This window comes from Halobacteriovorax sp. GB3 (assembly GCF_028649655.1).
Taxonomy (GTDB): domain Bacteria; phylum Bdellovibrionota; class Bacteriovoracia; order Bacteriovoracales; family Bacteriovoracaceae; genus BSW11-IV.
The window spans coordinates 1,292,295-1,308,681 of the sequence record NZ_JAQSLN010000003.1; the positions used below are offsets into that span (position 1 = coordinate 1,292,295).

Below are 16,387 nucleotides of genomic sequence, written 5' to 3' on the forward strand. Positions count from 1 at the left end.
AGCTCAATTTGTGCTGCGACAGTGCTAACATACTGATACCTTATAAAAAATGTCGCTCGGCCCAAAAAATCTACACTTCGGCCAAAATAGTCTTGCCAATCCCTCGATTTTGATTTAAAAACTACAATCTGAATAAACTTTACAAACTGCATTAATTATAAAGTTGAACAAATCTATAACGGTAGGAGTTGATTGTGGCAAACCACAAGTCTGCGGTAAAAAGAACTAGACAAAATAAAATTAGAAACGAAAGAAACACAGTAAAAAGATCTGCAACAAGAACTGCGATTAAGAAAGTTCGTGAAGCAATCGAAGCTGGTGACAAAGCTAAAGCTAATGAGCTTCTAGTAAATGCTCAAAAACTTATTGCGAAGCTTGCGAAAGCAAACATCGTTAAAAAGAACAATGCTTCTAGAAAGACTTCTCGTCTAGCTAGCCAAGTAAGCAAGCTTTAATTCTTAAAGAATACAAAAAATAATAAAGGTGCTCATTCTCATGAGTGCCTTTTTTTGTTTCTAGACTTCAATTCTTTTAGAGTTTCTCTTTTTACTTTCTTTTTAAATTTATCTTGGTGACCTAAAGTACTTCATCTTTAGTTCGTTCAATAGCGCTTGATTTTTCGACTTCGCTAGAACTTCTAATTCAGAAAACATTCTTAGTGCCCGAACGAGATCATCATGATTCCAAACTCGTGATAATTTTTGAATTTCTTGATCATACTTACTCAATCGTGCTTTCTTGCTCGCATAACTTGGATCAAGAACTTTAAAAAGGTGGGATTGCATGAAGGTAAATATCCCTCGAAGAGATTCATAGTCTTCTCCAAGGCCTAGTAGTTTTTCAAAAAAACGTTTGAACTTCTTGGAACAAAAAGTATCCGCGAGTTCGAATTGATCAATTTTCGATATTTCAATTAACTCACGCGCTTGTTCTAGGGATAAACTCCCCTCTTCGCCAGCGTGAAGTTTAAGAAGGTTTACAGCATTGAAAAAGTGAAGTCCATCATTCTCGATGGCATTTAAGATGTAATTCTTAATTTGGGGGGCCAATTTTACATTTAGAGAATCGCAAAAAAAGTCGAGATACTTTGCCGACTCCCAAAATTTAGGCGGATCAATCTTTGTAAATGTGCCCTTCGTTGCCTTCTCCAATTGATCGAAAACTTTTGATGTCTTATTGAAAGAGAAAATTAGAACTCTTCCCTCAACACTAACTGGGTTTTCTTTTAGAAAATTAATCACTTGGCTTGAAAGCGACTGAGACTCTAGCACGAGATAAGAATCATGACTCGAGAAGAAGTCAACAGTATTGAATGTATTCTCTATCCAAGCGCTCGTTAACTCACTGGCATGAAGAATATGAAGACTTCCCTGCTGAATCGTTCTTGGTATAGCATCAAGGATGAGACGCTCACAGAAGATATCTGGAAAACTAAGGCCAAAAATACCTGAGCGAGAGTAGTCATGTTGATTTTTTTTATATTCCCAAGCAAAGCATTTAAAAGGCATTTAAAACAACCTCTCTAAAAGTATTAGCAGAAGACTTAGCAAGATCTTCTATACTCTCGTTGAAGACTCTTTGGTTTCGCGTAAAGTTAACAACTCCACCTTCATCGACCGACTCAGAGGATTCGATAATCTTTGAAACACTCGCTGTAATAGGAAATACTTCATTAAATACAATCTTCGAATTTTGGGAAATATATTTTCCAAGATCACCTGATACGAGTTCCATTTCTTCTTTAGTAGGTCTTCTAATGATAATAATTCTAAGCGAGAGTGTATAAAGAACTGAACTTGGAAGATAAAATGACTGACGAGCACCAATAGATTTTGCGAGGGCTCCATCAATAAAGACATTGGATTGCCTTTTAATTGTACTCTTAGCAAAGTTCGATGAATCCAATATCCCAAGCATAATCGCATCAGCTTTAGAGTGGGCCCCCGATGTAATTCGAATCTCAGGAAAGGCCGAGATTGATTTCATATATTCATAGGTAAACACTCCCGAAATATTGGGAATTGTCGTCCTATTGATAAACATTGGGACACTAATGTGTTTAATTCCATAGTTTTTGAAAGGGTTTGACCTCTTTTTGAAGTGATATCCACTACATGAAGACAAAAGAGTAACGAGGAATAAACAATAAAAGATATTGAAAGACTTTTTCATAACGTTGCTACTATATCTTAAGCCATTTGGGGTTGTCGAAACTTTTTGTCAGAGCTATGATGCTTTGAATTACTCAGGTGAACAAATGAAATTTAAATCACTCAAAGATCTGTTAAAAGATAATGCCTTTCAAAATATCAAATCTTCTTCATACGAAAGCAACAGTCGCTACGGTGATGATACATTTGATTTTTTGACTCTTATTAAGAACTGGCATGAAATCATTGGTGAAAAATTCGCAAAACTGACGATTCCTCTAAAAATCCAATACGGTACACTAACAATACTTTGTAATCACTCTGCTTTTGCACAACATCTTGGCTTTCTAGAAGAGCAAATTAAGCTTAAAATTGAAGCGAGATACCCGGCGCTGAAAGGCAAAATTAAAAGAATCAATTTTCAAAATAATCCGCGTCACTTTATGCAACAAGTTGAGTCTTATAGAAAAGAAGAGATCGTCAAAGAAGAGCCACCTGAAAAGCAGATTCACAAATACTCTCCACGCTACAAAGAACTTGAAAAGAAGGCCATAGAGCTATTTAAAGATTTAGAAGAAGATGAAACGAAAACAAGCTTGATTTCAATCTACATCCAATCTCACTATTTCGAAGATTGAGTATCGGCCAAATTCCTTTTTCACTATGGCCTTATAATCCTTGAGTGTTGGCCTTTCTCTTAAGACTAAAAACATTTTCCCATTTTCACGAAGTCGATCGTAAAATAAATGAATAAATTCACTTAAACTGCCTTCTTCAAACTGACGGCAAATATTTTTGTTTTTATTTTTTCCAGGTCTAACTTGGGAGGGATCAAAGTATGGAGGATTCGCCAGAATAAAATCAAAATCATTTTTGAGACCAACAGCAAAATCTCGATAGTGTTTGATATGATAACGAACAAAAGGTTCACTGTGAGTGAGTGAGATATTTTCTTCAAGATGCTCTTGATATTCATTTTGAATTTCAACAAGATCAATCTGGAGAGGTTTATTAAACTTCGTTAAGACCTCAAGTCCGATCACACCGCAACCACTAAAGACATCTAAAACACTGGCTCCTTCAAAAAGAAAGTCACTTGCGATTAAATAATCAGCAAGAGCGATTGAATCCTCGCTAAAGTGATAGAAATCAGGCTGGGAGTAATTTAATATGCTCTTTAACTTCATTAACTCGAAAACCTTCTCTTAAAAATTGAAACTCTCCATTTTCTTTCATAAGAAGAATACTTGAAGAATGACCTGAAGGCTTGAGAGAATTCAAGTTTAAGAATTTACAATCCGGTGCATATTGTTGATGGAATTTTTTTGCTTCATTTTCATCAATACAAGGAGCCTGTCCCGTTAGATTGAGACTCGTTGTTGAAATGGGACTTCCAACTTTTTGAATGATTTCTCTAAGAATCTCATCTTTTAAAACTCTAAGGCAAACAAAGCTACTTCCACAGCTGACATGTTTAGGAATTTCTGTTTTGGCCAATGTTAGAGGTACACCTAATGTAGCCTCTAAGCTAAAGAATGTTTCTAACCACTCTTTTCCAAATACTTTATCGATCTCAAAATATTCAAGTAAGTGTTCAACGGAATAAAATAAAATTGATAATGGCTTTGAAGTGTCTGTCCCTTTAATTTTAGCAATTTCAAGGTAAGTTTTATTATCAAAAATATCGCCGCCAATGCCCCACACAGTATCTGTAGGATAAATATAAATATCACTCATAGTACTAACCACCATAGATAACTTTCATTAAAATCACCAAGCTTTAAAAGACTATACAGTGCATAGGAGCTACCTTGTCCAGAGAGAAGTTGTTGTAGATAAAAGTTTCTATTAATTGAAAACAAAGCATCTTTAATCTCCAAGTTACTTTGTTTAAAAGAACTTCGAACGACTTCTTGTTGAAAAAGAGAATTCGCCACAAAACGATTAAATATATCCTTTGAGTTCTCCATTTCCTTAATTTTTTTAACGAGAATTTCTCGTTTGATTTCATGTCTTGGCCAATCAAACTCAAAGACCATATATTGATCGATATCCATACGATCGATTTTCTCAAGAGTCGTCACTGAATTGAAATAATCAGTTAATTCTTTCTTAGTTCCATTTCGATATAAGGCCTCAACCCAAGTTGGATAAAACAACTTATTATTCTCGATATTTTTGAGTATTTCTCTGATATCAGAAATAGTTGGAAGACTTTCCTCGTATGAAATACCATCAAATTGATTGAAGTAAAATTTAAAAGCCGTTTTCCAAAAATCATTTTCTAAATTATTAAAATAAAGATTAAGAAGCTCCTTAAAGAATTTATCATCAAGTTTTTGTGAACTTTCCTCTAAAAAAAGAACCCTTCTTGGATCAGTATGTAGCAATTCTGCAATAGCCGTTTTAAACCAACTCTGATTATTAGCTCTTAGTGCAATTAAAGGCATAAAAAGTCTTTCAATAAAAAGAGAATGAGATTCTTTTATATAATTTTTAAATTTCTTATTTTCAAAATAGAGCTGATGTTTTTTAAGGTCCGCAATATTCAAATTAAAATACTTTTCAATTACATTAAGCTCAAGTAACTGGTCATAATTCTTTTGGCCCATAACTTCATTGGCCATATTAAATTTTTCAGGAGCTAAGTTGTATTGTTTTAATAGAGATTGTTTTTGATTAGCATTAAATGTCGGATTATCGAGTAGCTGATTCATAATCTTTAAATCAACAGGAAATATACTAGAGCACTTTAACTCTAAGCTTCTCCAAGCATGATCGATATTTTGTTTTTTTAATAAAATATAAAATAACTTCGTTTCGAATTTTTCAAAATCACTACACTCAGTTGGGCTTCTCTTTAGCGTCGAGACGACGAGTCGTGGACCGAGAATTGAAACTTCAGGCGATATACTTCCGTGAGAAAATTCAACACGATCCTTAGCAATTAAACTTTTTTTTTTATATCAAGACTTAAAATTTCCTGGGCAGAAACGGAACTTATAAATGGTAGATCTTTTCTAAGAACTTTTGTCCAATAATAATAAACCCCATAGAATGCCGCAAAAACAAGACTTAGCAGTAAAACGATTAAGATAAAATCATTTCTATAAGACTTCTTTGGTCCAGCCTCTTTTGTCGCCTTAGAGCTTTTCTTTTTCTTTTTTGATGGTTCTTTTTTTAAGACTTGTAACTCTTCCAAACTTTTTTGAGCAGCTTCTGTTTTAGGCTGACTCAACTTAATTGGATTTTCTTTTGGCAAACTTCTTTTTGGACTGACACTTTCTCTTGGAAGTTCCTCTTGAACTTCCTCAACGGGAATATCAACTTCGAAAGTTGGAACTTCATTATCTACATCTGTTGAACTAACTTCAAGATCGGGATAGGCAAGATCGTCATCATCCGGAATTAAAGCGTTCTCATCGCTCAAATCAATTTCAGAAGGTTCAACTTTAGTCTCTTTCTTCTTTGGATTACCTGGAGATTTAAGCATTTCAGGATCAAAGCTCATCGATACCTTGGTTATATCATCGACCTCTTCAGACTCATCAAATGTGAGATTATCCATATCGGGATAAGCGAGATCATCATCTGAAGGAATGAGCTCACCTTCATCAGTAGTATAGCTTTTACTTTTTTCTTTTACTTCTTGAGGGAGACCCGATGGCTTAAAAGAAGCTGTCGTCTCTCTTTTTAGAGAGTGGGCCGTTAGAACATTTTCCGCTTCAGAGATCGGATTAAAAGTTTGAGGGATATCACCAAAGACATACTTGTCTAGAAGATCTTTTTCTCGAATTTTAAACCAATAACCGTTACCGGAGACTACTTCATCCTCTCCTACAAGCGAACCTTTATTGATAAACTCAATGAGTTTCGCCTTAGAAATTGGTCCCAAGATCTTGTTTGATCTCGTTCTGATTAGCCAATTCTTTTCCATAGAATCCTTTCTATAGGAAGAACCCCAACAATCCTTTGAGGTCCTCGTCATTAAACCTGAGTCCTGCTGCAAATGTAGCACTTCTATTGTCGTCTAAGATGTCCTCACCCGCAACTCTTCCGTAAAGAACGTTCCAAATTTGGATTTCAGTAGACAATCTTAAGTTAAATCCAATGTCATCTCTGTAGTCGAAAAGTTCAGCCGAAACTTTTGATCCAAGAGAGTAAAGATGATAATCCACACCAAGACCTGCCGTTGACTCGATGAAACCACCACGAAGAGTCCAGTCATGGATCTGACGACCAAGCTGAACATCAAAGCGAAGCTTGTCTTTTACACGCTCACGCTCAATTTCATTTGTTTCTGTACCATTAATAATTCGAGTTGTTTGAGTCTCAGACTCAGGCCCAAACTCAGAAGTAGAAACACCAATGAGGTAAAATCTCTCTGGTGATGGATAAATTTTAAGGTGAGCATAAGAGTCAGCACCAAAGTCAGTATTAGCCCCCGTAAAGACAGAAACCTCAGTTCTAATAGCATCAACTCTATTAACCATCTTTTTAACGCCAGCAAGAGTTTCTTTAACTTCGTCTGCGATCTCTTCTTCAACTAAAATCTTTCCAAGAGTTCCGCGTCCGCCTTTGATATCGGCAACCATCTCTTTAAGATCAGATGTTAATCTTTCAGCATTGGCCAAAATCTTTTTCACATCGGCCATAGCACTTTCTGGTTCATTATTATCTGTTTGAAAAGCAATTTGCTCTGAGAAGTCTTCAAGATTAGCAATCATTGTATTGATCTTCTCTTCATTCCCATTCATGATTCTTTTAAGTGATGCTGTAACTTCTTTTGTATTGGCTGCAAGGGCCTTCACATCTTCAAGAATCACTTTAATTGGAGGTTTCTCACCAGCAGGAGCAACTGAGTCCTTCAAGCTTGAAACGATAATCTTAACATCTTTCATAATTTCATTAGCTTCACGAACGAGGGCATCAACCCCTCCTCCTTCATCGGCCTTAATGAAACTATCTTCAGTAAGCATCTGATTTGATTCCCCGATAAAGAGCTCAAGATATTTATCTCCAAGAAAACCAACAGACTTAATTCTTAGGCGAGAATCTTTTACGATACGAACGTCTTTTAAAACTTCAAAAGCGATGTGGGCATTATTTCCCTTAAGTTCAATTGACTTGATTCTCCCAGCATTAATCCCAGCAACTTTAATTGGAGTTTTTGGAAAAATACCAGAAGCATCGCGAACAATTGTCTTATAAGTGACATAATCACCAAATCCAGATTGATTTGAAGTAACTTTTAGCGACAGAACAATTACTGCGGCCATGGTTACAAGGGCCATCAACCCAACTTTAAATTCATTCATCTTCGTTTCCTTGCCTAATGCAACAGTCTTACCCGAGTCAAACTATCAACTTATAAGTTAATAAACTCTTTCACAAGAGGGTGCTCAGAGTTCTTGAAATCTTTTGCCGGTAAGTACTCAACAATATTACCACGGTCTAAAAAAGCGATGAAGTCGGAAATTTCGAGGGTCGCCTTAATATCGTGGGAAATAATAATTGATGTAAGTTGTATATCTTTGTGGTTTTCAGATGTCTCAGTAATGAGATCGTTAACCATTTTTGTTGTAATAGGGTCAAGACCCGTTGTTGGCTCATCATAGAGCATAATTTGTGGACTAAGAGCGAGAGCTCTAGCTAGTCCTACTCTTTTTCTCATTCCACCAGAGAGCTCAGATGGAAGTTTATCGTGTGAAACTTCTTGAAGTCCAACAGACTCGAGAAGTTCTTTAACACGCTGATCAATTTGAGAAGCCGTCATCTTGGTAAATTCTTTTAAAGGAAAGGCAACGTTACCTGAAGCAGTGAACGAATCAAAGAGAGCTGCATATTGAAAGAGCATTCCAAAATTCTTTCTAAACTCTCTTAGCTCCATCGATGTTAACTCAGACAAGTTATTTCCAAGGACACTGACAGAACCCTCTGTAGGATTTAGAAGTCCAAGAATATGTTTCATCATTGTCGACTTCCCAGCTCCAGAGAAGCCTAGAATTGTCGTTATTTTTCCTCTAGCAATATCAAAGTTCAAATTATTGAGAATTGTATGCTGCCCAAACGTCTTAGTGACGTTCTTAAAAGAAACAGCAGGGTTATCAAATTGCAACATAAATCCTCTTTATAAAATATGAACCAAAAAGCTTGTTAAGAAGTAATCGAGAACAAGAACAGAAATCATTCCCCAAACAACGGCGAGGTTCGTTCCCTTCCCTACTCCTGCTGCACCTTTTCTAACTTCAAAACCAAAGTAAGTTCCAATAACAGCAATAACAAAACCAAAAACAAAGGCCTTTAAAATCCCTTGTACAATATCGGCCACAAACATAAACTCACCAAGTTTTGATAAGTAAATCGTCTCATCAATCATCAGGGCCTTTGTCCCAACAATGATCGATCCAATATTTCCGATAAATTGAAATAAAACAGTAAGCATTGGAAGCGCTAAAGTAGCAGCAAGAATTCTTGGAACTCCAAGGTACTGAAGAGAAGAGATTCCCATGACTTCAAGTGCATCAATTTGCTCAGTAACTTTCATTGTTCCAATTTCAGCGGCCATGGCGGCACCAGCTCGACCAGCAACAATCAGGCCAGTAAGAACAGGAGCTAACTCTCTTGCCAAAGTGATCGCAACAACTGGACCAACTAAGGAGTCGACAGAGATGAGCTTAAAACCAAAGTAAGTTTGGTAGGCCATAACCATCCCAGTAAATGATCCCGAAAGAAGGACAATAAACAGTGAGCGGTTCCCAATGAAGTACATTTGATCAAAGAAAAGTTTCCAACGAAATGGAGGCTTGAAACACCAGTAGAAGAACCTTGAAATAAAGCTCATGATACGGCCTAATCCTGCTACATTTTTTATAACAGTTTTGCCTAAGAGTTCTGTAAATTTAACGAACGCTGTATTGATGTGGGTCACCTAATTTCCAATTTTAACTTATTGCGACTATTTTACTAAAGAAAACATAACTTGGCGAACAATTAACACTGGAAGTCATTCATATTTACTAGCGATTTTTCTCAAATCCGAAAGAGCCTTTATTTAAGCACATCTAGTCAAACATAGACTCTCGGTACGCGCGCCGTTAGGTGTAGAAAAATTTCATAGGGGATGGTCCCCGTCTCATCTGAAAGTCGCATAATTGATTTTGGATCATTGGACCATATGACGAATTTATCATCTACTTTTAACTGGTCGTAGGCATCTTTATCAAAAACAATCTGGGCCATATCCATATTAACTCGACCAGTCACTTTTCCTTCATGACCTTTGTGCTCTAGAGTGGCCCCCATATAGCGTGTAGAAAAACCATCACCATAGCCTAGTGCTATGATTGCACACAGCCCGTCTTTAGAAACGGGAGTTGCTCCGTAACCAATAGGCTGACCCTTCTCAACAGGAAAGACTTTGATGATATAAGTTTCAAGACTTGAAATATTTCTTCCCGTCCACTTTGACAAATGGCGATAAGGCCCAATAAGTGATGTCGGTCCATACATCATCAGACCTGGACGAACGTGGGTATTATCAAGGCCAAAACCTTGCTCAATAGTTCCAGAATTTGAAAGAGATGTTCTCTCTAGTTCAATATTCGCATCGCTAAATGCTTTTTTAATTTCATTAAATTTTTCGCGTTGGAAAATATTTCTTTTATTCTTTTCCATTGAAAGAGAAGCCGAAGAGAGGTGCGACAAAAGGTGGTAAACACTCTTTCTCCCCTTTCTTTTTAGAAGATCTATAACCTCTTCAGTTCTTTCGTGATGAATCCCTAGACGATTCATTCCCGTATTAAACTTCAAACAAAGTGGGAAATTTTGAAAATCTTGATTATCTAAAACGTATCTTAAATCATCCATATTCGACAGAACTGGTATGATTCGACGATTGAGATAAATTTCAGAGCATTCTTTAAGACCGAGCTGAACGTCGGAAAAAACATAGACTTCGAATTCGAGATCAAAGAGTTCGTCGCGAAGATTGAGCGCCTCACCTAAAGTGGCACATCCAAACTCTTTTATTCCAAGTTCTACAACTGCGAAGCGAACGATAGGAAGAACTCCGTGCCCATAAGCATCGGCCTTCACCATGAAGAGGACTTCGTTATTAGGACAAATTTCTTTTAACTTTTTATAATTATCAGCAAGGACACCTAAGTCCACTAGCATTCTGCTTCTAAATCGCATGCGATCCTAAATTGTTAAATCCGGAGCATCTCCCCAGATAATTTGTTTTGTCTTTTCTTTCTTTTCTTCAGCAATCATTTGGTTGGCCATTGTAAACTCTAGCCCATCCATCAATTGAAAATATGCTTTAGAAGAAATCGGAGACATTCTAAGCATCGGTTTCAAAGACTGTACTAATACGAGATCAGTTTCTTCGAAAAAACGCCAGAAAGGATAGCGCCCAATAAGTCCTTTCACAAGCTTAAACGCATCTTCACTGTAATTTTCATTCACGAGAAGACCCATGTTTTGAACACCCATTGAAACAATTCTTAGTGAGTCAATTTGTAAGTGATCAAGTCTAGCAACAAAGTCCGCGTGAAACTCTTTCCAGTAAAAACGCACATTTTTTTGTGAGCGAATATAGTCGATAAGATCAGAGAAATCGATATTCATCAAGGCCACATCGCCTTTCAATAAATTACTTGGAAGAACTTTATCTCCAGGAAGTTTACCAAAAGCATGAGAATCGAGAGTGCTCATTAACTCCCATGGATTTAAAAAGATTCCCTTAGATAAATTGCGTGGGTTTTCTTTAAGTTTATGGTGCTCACAAACTCCACTTAAGTAGCGCTCAAAGAGATCCCAATTGAAATGATTGAGCATTTGCTCATCTTCACATTGGATAAACATGAGCATATCTGGGTTTTTCTTCATTCCCATTATATTGAGACAAATAAGGTTTTCACCCATGAGATCAAAGGCCACTTGTGAAGCGAGATTTTGTGCGAAACCTTCAATACCATTTTTACAAAGTTGCCCTAGCCAAAGAGAAGGAATTGAAAAATACTTATCGCTACTTCCCTCTAGACCAACAAGTTTTTTTCCATTCGCTGATAATTCAAAGCAAGTATACTGTTCAATCTCATCATACTTAGAAAAAACTCTTTCAATTGAACTAATAAAAGATTCATCATTTCTCGATTTCTCAAAATCCTCACTCATGCGATAAAGAAGATCGTTGTAGTGATTCATTTCTTGGAAACGTTGATTGGCCATAACAACGCGCTCAACTTTCGTATCAACATCTTTAGTTAAGGCCTTAAGCGTTTCATTTTCTCTATCGAGTTTATAAAAATGATTCACTCTTTTTAAGAGTGCTTTAATCTGATCAGAGTATCCGAGCTCATTTTTAATAAAGCCCAAACTTAAGCAATCAAAAGCTTGTTTCATAAGGGCCTGTGTTTCGTCTGTGTAATAGAAAACAAGTGGAAGTTCATCATTTTGAACAAAGGGATGGGCCGCAAGAAATAACTCTCCATCACTCATCATTTTAACATCAACAACACTTAGAGATGGAACGTCATGAATAATCCCATTCCAATATTCTTTGAGAGTTTCGTAAAAATAAGGAGTCACTCCAGCTTGCTTAAAAACGCGAGAGATTTCTCGAACAGCATTCATGTCACTAATGAGTAAAGCTACAGTAAGTTGTCCATCGTTTTGCACTTGTTTTCCCCTTGTCACAAGACTGTATTATTATGACTAGTTTTACACGATTAGTCTAATATTTAACTCTACTTGTCATTGGCATTAAGAAAATGAAATAAATCATCTAAAGATTTTACTTGTTCTATTTGCTCGGGCTTTAAAAGAATTTTGGACTTTTTATATTGATCGCAGCGCTTAAGGTATATTTCACGCAACTCTTCATCCCTTTTATCAAGCATTGGTCGATTGCGATCACCTTTAATTCTTCTTAGACACAATTCAAAAGGAGTATCGAGCCCCACTAAAATATGCTCACTTTTTTGGATCTTTAAAATGTTCTCCTCCCTCTCAAGAGTTCCCCCTCCAAGAGCAACGATATCTCTATGCCCAAGGCTACTTAGAACATCACAAAGCGCCTTCGATTCTCTCTCTCTAAATGAGTCCCAGCCAGCTTGGCGAATATACTCTCCCAGACCTTTAAACTCAGGAGCTAATTGGTCCAAAATAAGCGAGTCCAAATCAAAACAAGTCCCCGTTTTTTCATCTCTTTTTAACTCTTCAATAAGAGTTGTTTTTCCCGATCCCATAAAGCCACAAATAATAAAACCCATATTCTCACCGCAAAGTGTAAAAATTCCTTTGTCATGGCCTAAAAGCCTGATACAAGGTAGCTTACACTACAGTTTTTTGAATTGAAATAGGACGATAAATGCGAAAGAAAACACCTGAGGCAAGCGACTTTAGCCCAATCATCAACATCTCTCTTTTTGATGAAGAGCCTGAATCATATGAATTTGATCAAACGAATTCTGAATGGGTAAGAGAAATTCTAAAAGAAATCGAAAATGACTTCTTTGACGAAGAACTCCCAAAGGGTGAAGGCAAAATTGAAACAAACCTCGAAATTAAAAGACTCGTGAATAATATTTACGGTGAACACCTCATCGTACGCGGGGAAGCTAAGGGTCAGTACTACGCTGCTTGCGTTCGCTGTCTAGACCCTTCTTTTCAAGAATTTGAGTGTGACTTTAGAGTTGCTTTCATTAATTCAAGATACGAGAAAGAACCGGAGTACGAGGAAATCACGCATATCTTTGCTGACGGAGAAGATGTAGAGCTCTATTTCCACGAAAAAGGAAAGGCCAACGTCAAAGAAATGCTTCATGAACAAGTTTACATGCATTTAGAGCCTCTTCCTCTACACGCTGAGGATTGTAAAGGACTTTGCGGGCAATGTGGGAGCAATCTCAACAAATATAATTGTGGACATAACTAAAAAAAGCCCTGAAAATATGGCCTCGTGTTAAAAAGAACTTGAAAATGAGCTAAAAATAACGTAATTATCTCATTCACGTTTATTAAAAATAAGAATAATAAAGTTGATCTGAAAATATTGGAGTAGAAAATGGCAGTACCTAAGAAGAAAACGTCCGTTTCTAGAAAGGGAAAAAGAAGAGCTGGACAGCATCACAAACTATATGGAAAATCTAACGTTCTAACTGACGGAACTACTGGAGAACTAACTCTTAAAGGTTGTATCTCTCCATCTGGTTACTGGAAAGGACAAAAAGTTTTCGAAACGAAAGCTGATAGAGAAGAAGCAGATACAGAAGAATAAAATTTGATCTCAAATTCTTTATATAAAAAAAAGCCCCATTCATTGGGGCTTTTTTAGTTTAATCCTCCCCTCAATTTGGCGAATAATTGCTCGAATTTATTTAGACAAATTGAACTTCAACCCATTAAGATTGCCCAATCAAAGGACTCCTATAAAGTCGTTTGCCTAAAAAACACTAAAGGTGGATTTTATGTCTAATTATAAAGTTAAAATTAAAGGGACTGGAATGTATGTCCCAAAAAAAGTTCTAACGAATGTCGATCTCGAAAAGATTGTCGACACAAGTGATGAATGGATTTTTGAAAGAACAGGAATGCGCGAAAGACATATCTGTTCTACAGAAGGTGGAGAATGGCCTACAGACATGGCCCTCTATGCAGCAAAAGACGCCCTTAAAGCTGCAAACCTTGAACCAAACGATATCGATTTCATTCTCTTTGGTTCCGTTACTCCTGACTATAAACTTCCTAACTCGGCCACTGTTCTTCAAACAAAACTAGGTATTACAAATAACTGTGCAGCTCTGGACATTTCAGCAGCTTGTTCTGGTTTCGTTTACGGCTTCAATATGGCCACGGCAATGATTAGAACGGGCATGATTAAAAATGCTCTTATCGTTGGTTCTGAAATGCTTAGTCGTGAAGTGAACTGGGAAGATAGAAACACATGTATTCTTTTTGGAGATGGATGTGGTGTCGCTGTCGTTGGTAGAAACGAAGATGAGAATGATCAATCAGATGTACTTGCAACTTATCTTGGTGCTGATGGAACTGGAAAAGAGTTTTTCGACCAACCGATTGGTGGAGCAGTTGAACCGATCACAGAAGAGCATCTTGAAAAGAAAAACTACTTTATGCAAATGAAAGGTAGAGAGATGTTTAAAGTTGCCACAAGAACACTTGCAGGAAATGCAAAGCGCGTTCTTGAGCAAACAGAACTAAAGCTTGAAGATGTTGATTGGCTCGTTCCTCACCAGGCCAATATTCGAATCATCGAAACAACTGGAAAACTTCTTGGAATTGATCCAGACAAAGTCATTATCAATATTGATAAATATGCTAATACATCAGCGGCAACTGTACCAATGGCCTTCCATGAAGCCATTCAAGAAGGAAAAATCAAACGTGGTGACATTGTTATGTTTGATGCTTTTGGTGCTGGTCTAACAACGGGTGCAACCCTTATTAAATACTAAAGGTGAAGTTATGACAAAATCAGTAACACTTCTCTTCCCTGGACAAGGGGCTCAATATGTTGGAATGGGAAAGGCCTTAGAAGGTCACTCTTCTTACGAATTATTTGAAAAAGCAAACCAAGCTCTTGGGTTTAACATCTCTCAAATGATGTTTGAAGGTCCAGAAGAAGAACTTAAGCTAACAGAAAATACTCAACCAGCAATCTTAAGCCATTCGGTAGCTCTTTTTGAAAAACTAAAAGAACTTCTCGATAACAAAGGTGTAAAAATTGATCGCGTTCTTGGTCACTCTGTTGGTGAGTACGCTGCTCTCGTTGCAGCAGGAGCTCTTCCTTTTGAAGATGCGGTTAAAGCAGTAAACCTTCGTGGGAAGTTTATGCAAGAAGCTGTTCCTGCAGGAAAGGGAAAGATGTTTGCCATCATGAAAGTTCCTGCTGAAAAAATTGAACAAGCATGTACTGAAGCTTCAACTGAAACAGAAAAAGTTATGCCAGCAAACTTCAACGAGCCAAACCAAACGGTTATCTCAGGTGAAGCGAATGCATGTGATAGAGCTGTTGCTTGGCTTAATGAAAATATGGAAGATCCATTTAGAGCAGTCGAACTTAACGTTTCAGCTCCTTTCCACTCTTCTCTAATGAAACCAGCTGCAGATAAACTTAACGATGCTTTTAGCGAGTTTAAGTTTAAAGAAAATGATTTAGCTTACGTTGCAAATATCGATGCTAAAGAATACGCGGCTGGAACTTCTGCTGAAATTATTAAAGAAAATCTCTACAAGCAAGTTGATGGAAGTGTACTTTGGACGCAGAGCTTTGCTTCACTTCCAGATGATACAATTTGCATTGAAGTTGGACCGGGCCGTGTTCTAATGGGTCTCGCTAGAAAAATTAATCGCAATATCAAAGTCATCTCACTCGATAAAGATGGTGCCTTTGAGGAACTCGAGGAGCTTCTCTCATGAAAGTAAATTTTGACGATCTAAAAGGTAAAAAAGTACTCGTAACAGGTGCAACACGTGGAATTGGTCGTGAGATCGTAAGAAGTCTTGCAACTCAAGGAGCTCACGTAGTTTTCAATTACCGTGAAGGTAAAGAATCTGTTGCTAAAGAAATTGAAACAGAACTAAAAGAACTTGGAGCGACAGATGCTACAGGACTTATGTTTGATGTTACAAATTATGAGCAAATTAAATCAGCAATCGATACCTTTACTAAAGATGTAGGATCTATTGAGGGACTTGTAAACAATGCAGGTATCTCTAAAGATCAAATTGTTTTAAGACTTAAAGAAGAAGATATTCAGCAAACTCTTGATACAAACCTTAAGGGGTCAATCATGGTTGCTCAGGCTTGCTCTAGAGGCTTTCTAAGAGCTGAAAATGTGTCTGTCGTTAACATTAGTTCAGTTGTTGGACTTATGGGGAATGCTTCGCAAATCGCATACTCTGCATCTAAAGCGGGAATGCTCGGTTTCACAAAGTCTTTCGCAAAAGAACTTGCAGGTAAAAACGTAAGATGCAACGCAATATGCCCAGGATTTATTACAACAGATATGACAGATGCCCTTGATGATAAGGTAAAAGAAACATATCTAACTCAAATCCCATTGAAAAGACTTGGTGATGCACAAGAGGTTGCCAATTTGACGTCTTTTCTATTAAGTAATGCTTCAGCCTATATTACAGGTGAAGTAATTAAAATTGACGGTGGACTTTATATTTAATTAAGATAACAATACTTTCGTAAAAAACTTAGG

General features: G+C 37.0%; 19 protein-coding genes. 7 read left to right on the forward strand and 12 right to left on the reverse strand.

Features of this window, described 5'->3' with window-relative positions; genetic code table 11:
* Positions 1 to 194: 194 nt before the first annotated feature.
* The gene (gene rpsT / locus HBN50_RS12580; protein WP_273870527.1) at positions 195 to 455 is read left to right on the forward strand and encodes a 30S ribosomal protein S20; all 261 of its coding nucleotides are present in this window, start codon (positions 195 to 197) and stop codon (positions 453 to 455) included.
* Positions 456 to 563: 108 nt separating this feature from the next.
* Here rpsT and HBN50_RS12585 read toward each other — a convergent pair whose 3' ends face one another.
* Together HBN50_RS12585 and HBN50_RS12590 are read right to left on the reverse strand one after the other, a co-directional pair.
* Complete coding sequence (locus HBN50_RS12585) at positions 564 to 1,508, reverse strand: DNA polymerase III subunit delta (protein ID WP_273870528.1); 945 nt, start codon at positions 1,506 to 1,508, stop codon at positions 564 to 566.
* A complete protein-coding gene (locus HBN50_RS12590) occupies positions 1,498 to 2,043 on the reverse strand; it encodes a hypothetical protein (RefSeq protein WP_273870529.1) in 546 nt (181 codons plus the stop codon). Before HBN50_RS12590 ends, HBN50_RS12585 begins: the two co-directional genes overlap by 11 nt.
* A gap of 214 nt (positions 2,044 to 2,257) precedes the next feature.
* On the opposite strand from HBN50_RS12590, the gene HBN50_RS12595 reads away from it, so the two are divergent.
* Positions 2,258 to 2,788 (forward strand): DUF721 domain-containing protein, encoded by a 531-nt coding sequence (locus HBN50_RS12595; RefSeq protein ID WP_273870530.1) that lies wholly within the window; start codon positions 2,258 to 2,260, stop codon positions 2,786 to 2,788.
* Here HBN50_RS12595 and HBN50_RS12600 read toward each other — a convergent pair.
* The 10 genes from HBN50_RS12600 to HBN50_RS12645 all read right to left on the reverse strand — a co-directional run bounded on the left by HBN50_RS12600 (position 2,753) and on the right by HBN50_RS12645 (position 12,427).
* On the reverse strand, positions 2,753 to 3,337 hold the full coding sequence (locus HBN50_RS12600) for a methyltransferase (protein ID WP_273870533.1): 585 nt from the start codon (positions 3,335 to 3,337) through the stop codon (positions 2,753 to 2,755). The two genes, HBN50_RS12595 and HBN50_RS12600, sit on opposite strands and share 36 nt — an antisense overlap.
* Positions 3,300 to 3,887 (reverse strand): Sua5/YciO/YrdC/YwlC family protein, encoded by a 588-nt coding sequence (locus tag HBN50_RS12605; protein WP_273870535.1) that lies wholly within the window; start codon positions 3,885 to 3,887, stop codon positions 3,300 to 3,302. The genes HBN50_RS12600 and HBN50_RS12605 overlap by 38 nt, the downstream gene beginning before the upstream one ends.
* Positions 3,884 to 4,867, reverse strand: a complete 984-nt coding sequence (locus tag HBN50_RS12610; protein ID WP_273870537.1) for a hypothetical protein — start codon at positions 4,865 to 4,867, stop codon at positions 3,884 to 3,886. The genes HBN50_RS12605 and HBN50_RS12610 overlap by 4 nt, the downstream gene beginning before the upstream one ends.
* Positions 4,868 to 5,097: 230 nt before the next feature.
* Positions 5,098 to 6,087, reverse strand: coding sequence for a hypothetical protein (locus HBN50_RS12615; protein ID WP_273870539.1), 990 nt, complete (start codon positions 6,085 to 6,087; stop codon positions 5,098 to 5,100).
* 10 nt (positions 6,088 to 6,097) lie between these two features.
* Entirely contained in the window at positions 6,098 to 7,468 is a 1,371-nt protein-coding gene (locus HBN50_RS12620) for an MlaD family protein (RefSeq protein ID WP_273870541.1), read from the reverse strand.
* Between the two features lie 50 nt (positions 7,469 to 7,518).
* Positions 7,519 to 8,271 carry an ABC transporter ATP-binding protein gene (locus HBN50_RS12625; RefSeq protein WP_273870543.1) on the reverse strand — a complete coding sequence of 251 codons (753 nt, stop codon included), beginning with the start codon at positions 8,269 to 8,271 and terminating at the stop codon, positions 7,519 to 7,521.
* A 9-nt stretch (positions 8,272 to 8,280) separates the two neighbouring features.
* On the reverse strand, positions 8,281 to 9,081 hold the full coding sequence (locus HBN50_RS12630) for an MlaE family ABC transporter permease (protein ID WP_273870545.1): 801 nt from the start codon (positions 9,079 to 9,081) through the stop codon (positions 8,281 to 8,283).
* Positions 9,082 to 9,218: 137 nt separating this feature from the next.
* Positions 9,219 to 10,346, reverse strand: a complete 1,128-nt coding sequence (alr, locus tag HBN50_RS12635) for an alanine racemase (RefSeq protein ID WP_273870550.1) — start codon at positions 10,344 to 10,346, stop codon at positions 9,219 to 9,221.
* 6 nt (positions 10,347 to 10,352) lie between these two features.
* Positions 10,353 to 11,834, reverse strand: coding sequence for a hypothetical protein (locus HBN50_RS12640; protein WP_273870552.1), 1,482 nt, complete (start codon positions 11,832 to 11,834; stop codon positions 10,353 to 10,355).
* 68 nt (positions 11,835 to 11,902) lie between these two features.
* Positions 11,903 to 12,427, reverse strand: a complete 525-nt coding sequence (locus tag HBN50_RS12645; protein WP_273870554.1) for a shikimate kinase — start codon at positions 12,425 to 12,427, stop codon at positions 11,903 to 11,905.
* 98 nt (positions 12,428 to 12,525) lie between these two features.
* On the opposite strand from HBN50_RS12645, the gene HBN50_RS12650 reads away from it, so the two are divergent.
* From HBN50_RS12650 to fabG, 5 genes are all read left to right on the forward strand, one after another.
* Positions 12,526 to 13,092 (forward strand): DUF177 domain-containing protein, encoded by a 567-nt coding sequence (locus tag HBN50_RS12650; protein WP_273870556.1) that lies wholly within the window; start codon positions 12,526 to 12,528, stop codon positions 13,090 to 13,092.
* Positions 13,093 to 13,221: 129 nt separating this feature from the next.
* Positions 13,222 to 13,434, forward strand: coding sequence for a 50S ribosomal protein L32 (rpmF, locus tag HBN50_RS12655; protein WP_273870557.1), 213 nt, complete (start codon positions 13,222 to 13,224; stop codon positions 13,432 to 13,434).
* 190 nt (positions 13,435 to 13,624) lie between these two features.
* The gene (locus tag HBN50_RS12660; RefSeq protein WP_273870559.1) at positions 13,625 to 14,629 is read left to right on the forward strand and encodes a beta-ketoacyl-ACP synthase III; all 1,005 of its coding nucleotides are present in this window, start codon (positions 13,625 to 13,627) and stop codon (positions 14,627 to 14,629) included.
* Between the two features lie 10 nt (positions 14,630 to 14,639).
* Positions 14,640 to 15,593, forward strand: coding sequence for an ACP S-malonyltransferase (fabD, locus tag HBN50_RS12665; RefSeq protein WP_273870560.1), 954 nt, complete (start codon positions 14,640 to 14,642; stop codon positions 15,591 to 15,593).
* On the forward strand, positions 15,590 to 16,354 hold the full coding sequence (fabG, locus tag HBN50_RS12670) for a 3-oxoacyl-ACP reductase FabG (protein WP_273870562.1): 765 nt from the start codon (positions 15,590 to 15,592) through the stop codon (positions 16,352 to 16,354). The genes fabD and fabG overlap by 4 nt, the downstream gene beginning before the upstream one ends.
* Positions 16,355 to 16,387 lie beyond the last annotated feature (33 nt).

What these genes read in the sequence shown, in the direction of transcription:
- HBN50_RS12585 (WP_273870528.1), bottom strand. Translation starts at nt 1,508, where the DNA reads ATGCCTTTTAAATGCTTTGCTTGGGAATATAAAAAAAATCAACATGAC.
- HBN50_RS12590 (WP_273870529.1), bottom strand. Translation starts at nt 2,043, where the DNA reads ATGTTTATCAATAGGACGACAATTCCCAATATTTCGGGAGTGTTTACC.
- HBN50_RS12595 (WP_273870530.1), top strand. Translation starts at nt 2,258, where the DNA reads ATGAAATTTAAATCACTCAAAGATCTGTTAAAAGATAATGCCTTTCAA.
- HBN50_RS12600 (WP_273870533.1), bottom strand. Translation starts at nt 3,337, where the DNA reads ATGAAGTTAAAGAGCATATTAAATTACTCCCAGCCTGATTTCTATCAC.
- HBN50_RS12605 (WP_273870535.1), bottom strand. Translation starts at nt 3,887, where the DNA reads ATGAGTGATATTTATATTTATCCTACAGATACTGTGTGGGGCATTGGC.
- HBN50_RS12610 (WP_273870537.1), bottom strand. Translation starts at nt 4,867, where the DNA reads ATGAATCAGCTACTCGATAATCCGACATTTAATGCTAATCAAAAACAA.
- HBN50_RS12615 (WP_273870539.1), bottom strand. Translation starts at nt 6,087, where the DNA reads ATGGAAAAGAATTGGCTAATCAGAACGAGATCAAACAAGATCTTGGGA.
- HBN50_RS12620 (WP_273870541.1), bottom strand. Translation starts at nt 7,468, where the DNA reads ATGAATGAATTTAAAGTTGGGTTGATGGCCCTTGTAACCATGGCCGCA.
- HBN50_RS12625 (WP_273870543.1), bottom strand. Translation starts at nt 8,271, where the DNA reads ATGTTGCAATTTGATAACCCTGCTGTTTCTTTTAAGAACGTCACTAAG.
- alr (WP_273870550.1), bottom strand. Translation starts at nt 10,346, where the DNA reads ATGCGATTTAGAAGCAGAATGCTAGTGGACTTAGGTGTCCTTGCTGAT.
- HBN50_RS12645 (WP_273870554.1), bottom strand. Translation starts at nt 12,427, where the DNA reads ATGGGTTTTATTATTTGTGGCTTTATGGGATCGGGAAAAACAACTCTT.
- HBN50_RS12650 (WP_273870556.1), top strand. Translation starts at nt 12,526, where the DNA reads ATGCGAAAGAAAACACCTGAGGCAAGCGACTTTAGCCCAATCATCAAC.
- rpmF (WP_273870557.1), top strand. Translation starts at nt 13,222, where the DNA reads ATGGCAGTACCTAAGAAGAAAACGTCCGTTTCTAGAAAGGGAAAAAGA.
- HBN50_RS12660 (WP_273870559.1), top strand. Translation starts at nt 13,625, where the DNA reads ATGTCTAATTATAAAGTTAAAATTAAAGGGACTGGAATGTATGTCCCA.
- fabD (WP_273870560.1), top strand. Translation starts at nt 14,640, where the DNA reads ATGACAAAATCAGTAACACTTCTCTTCCCTGGACAAGGGGCTCAATAT.
- fabG (WP_273870562.1), top strand. Translation starts at nt 15,590, where the DNA reads ATGAAAGTAAATTTTGACGATCTAAAAGGTAAAAAAGTACTCGTAACA.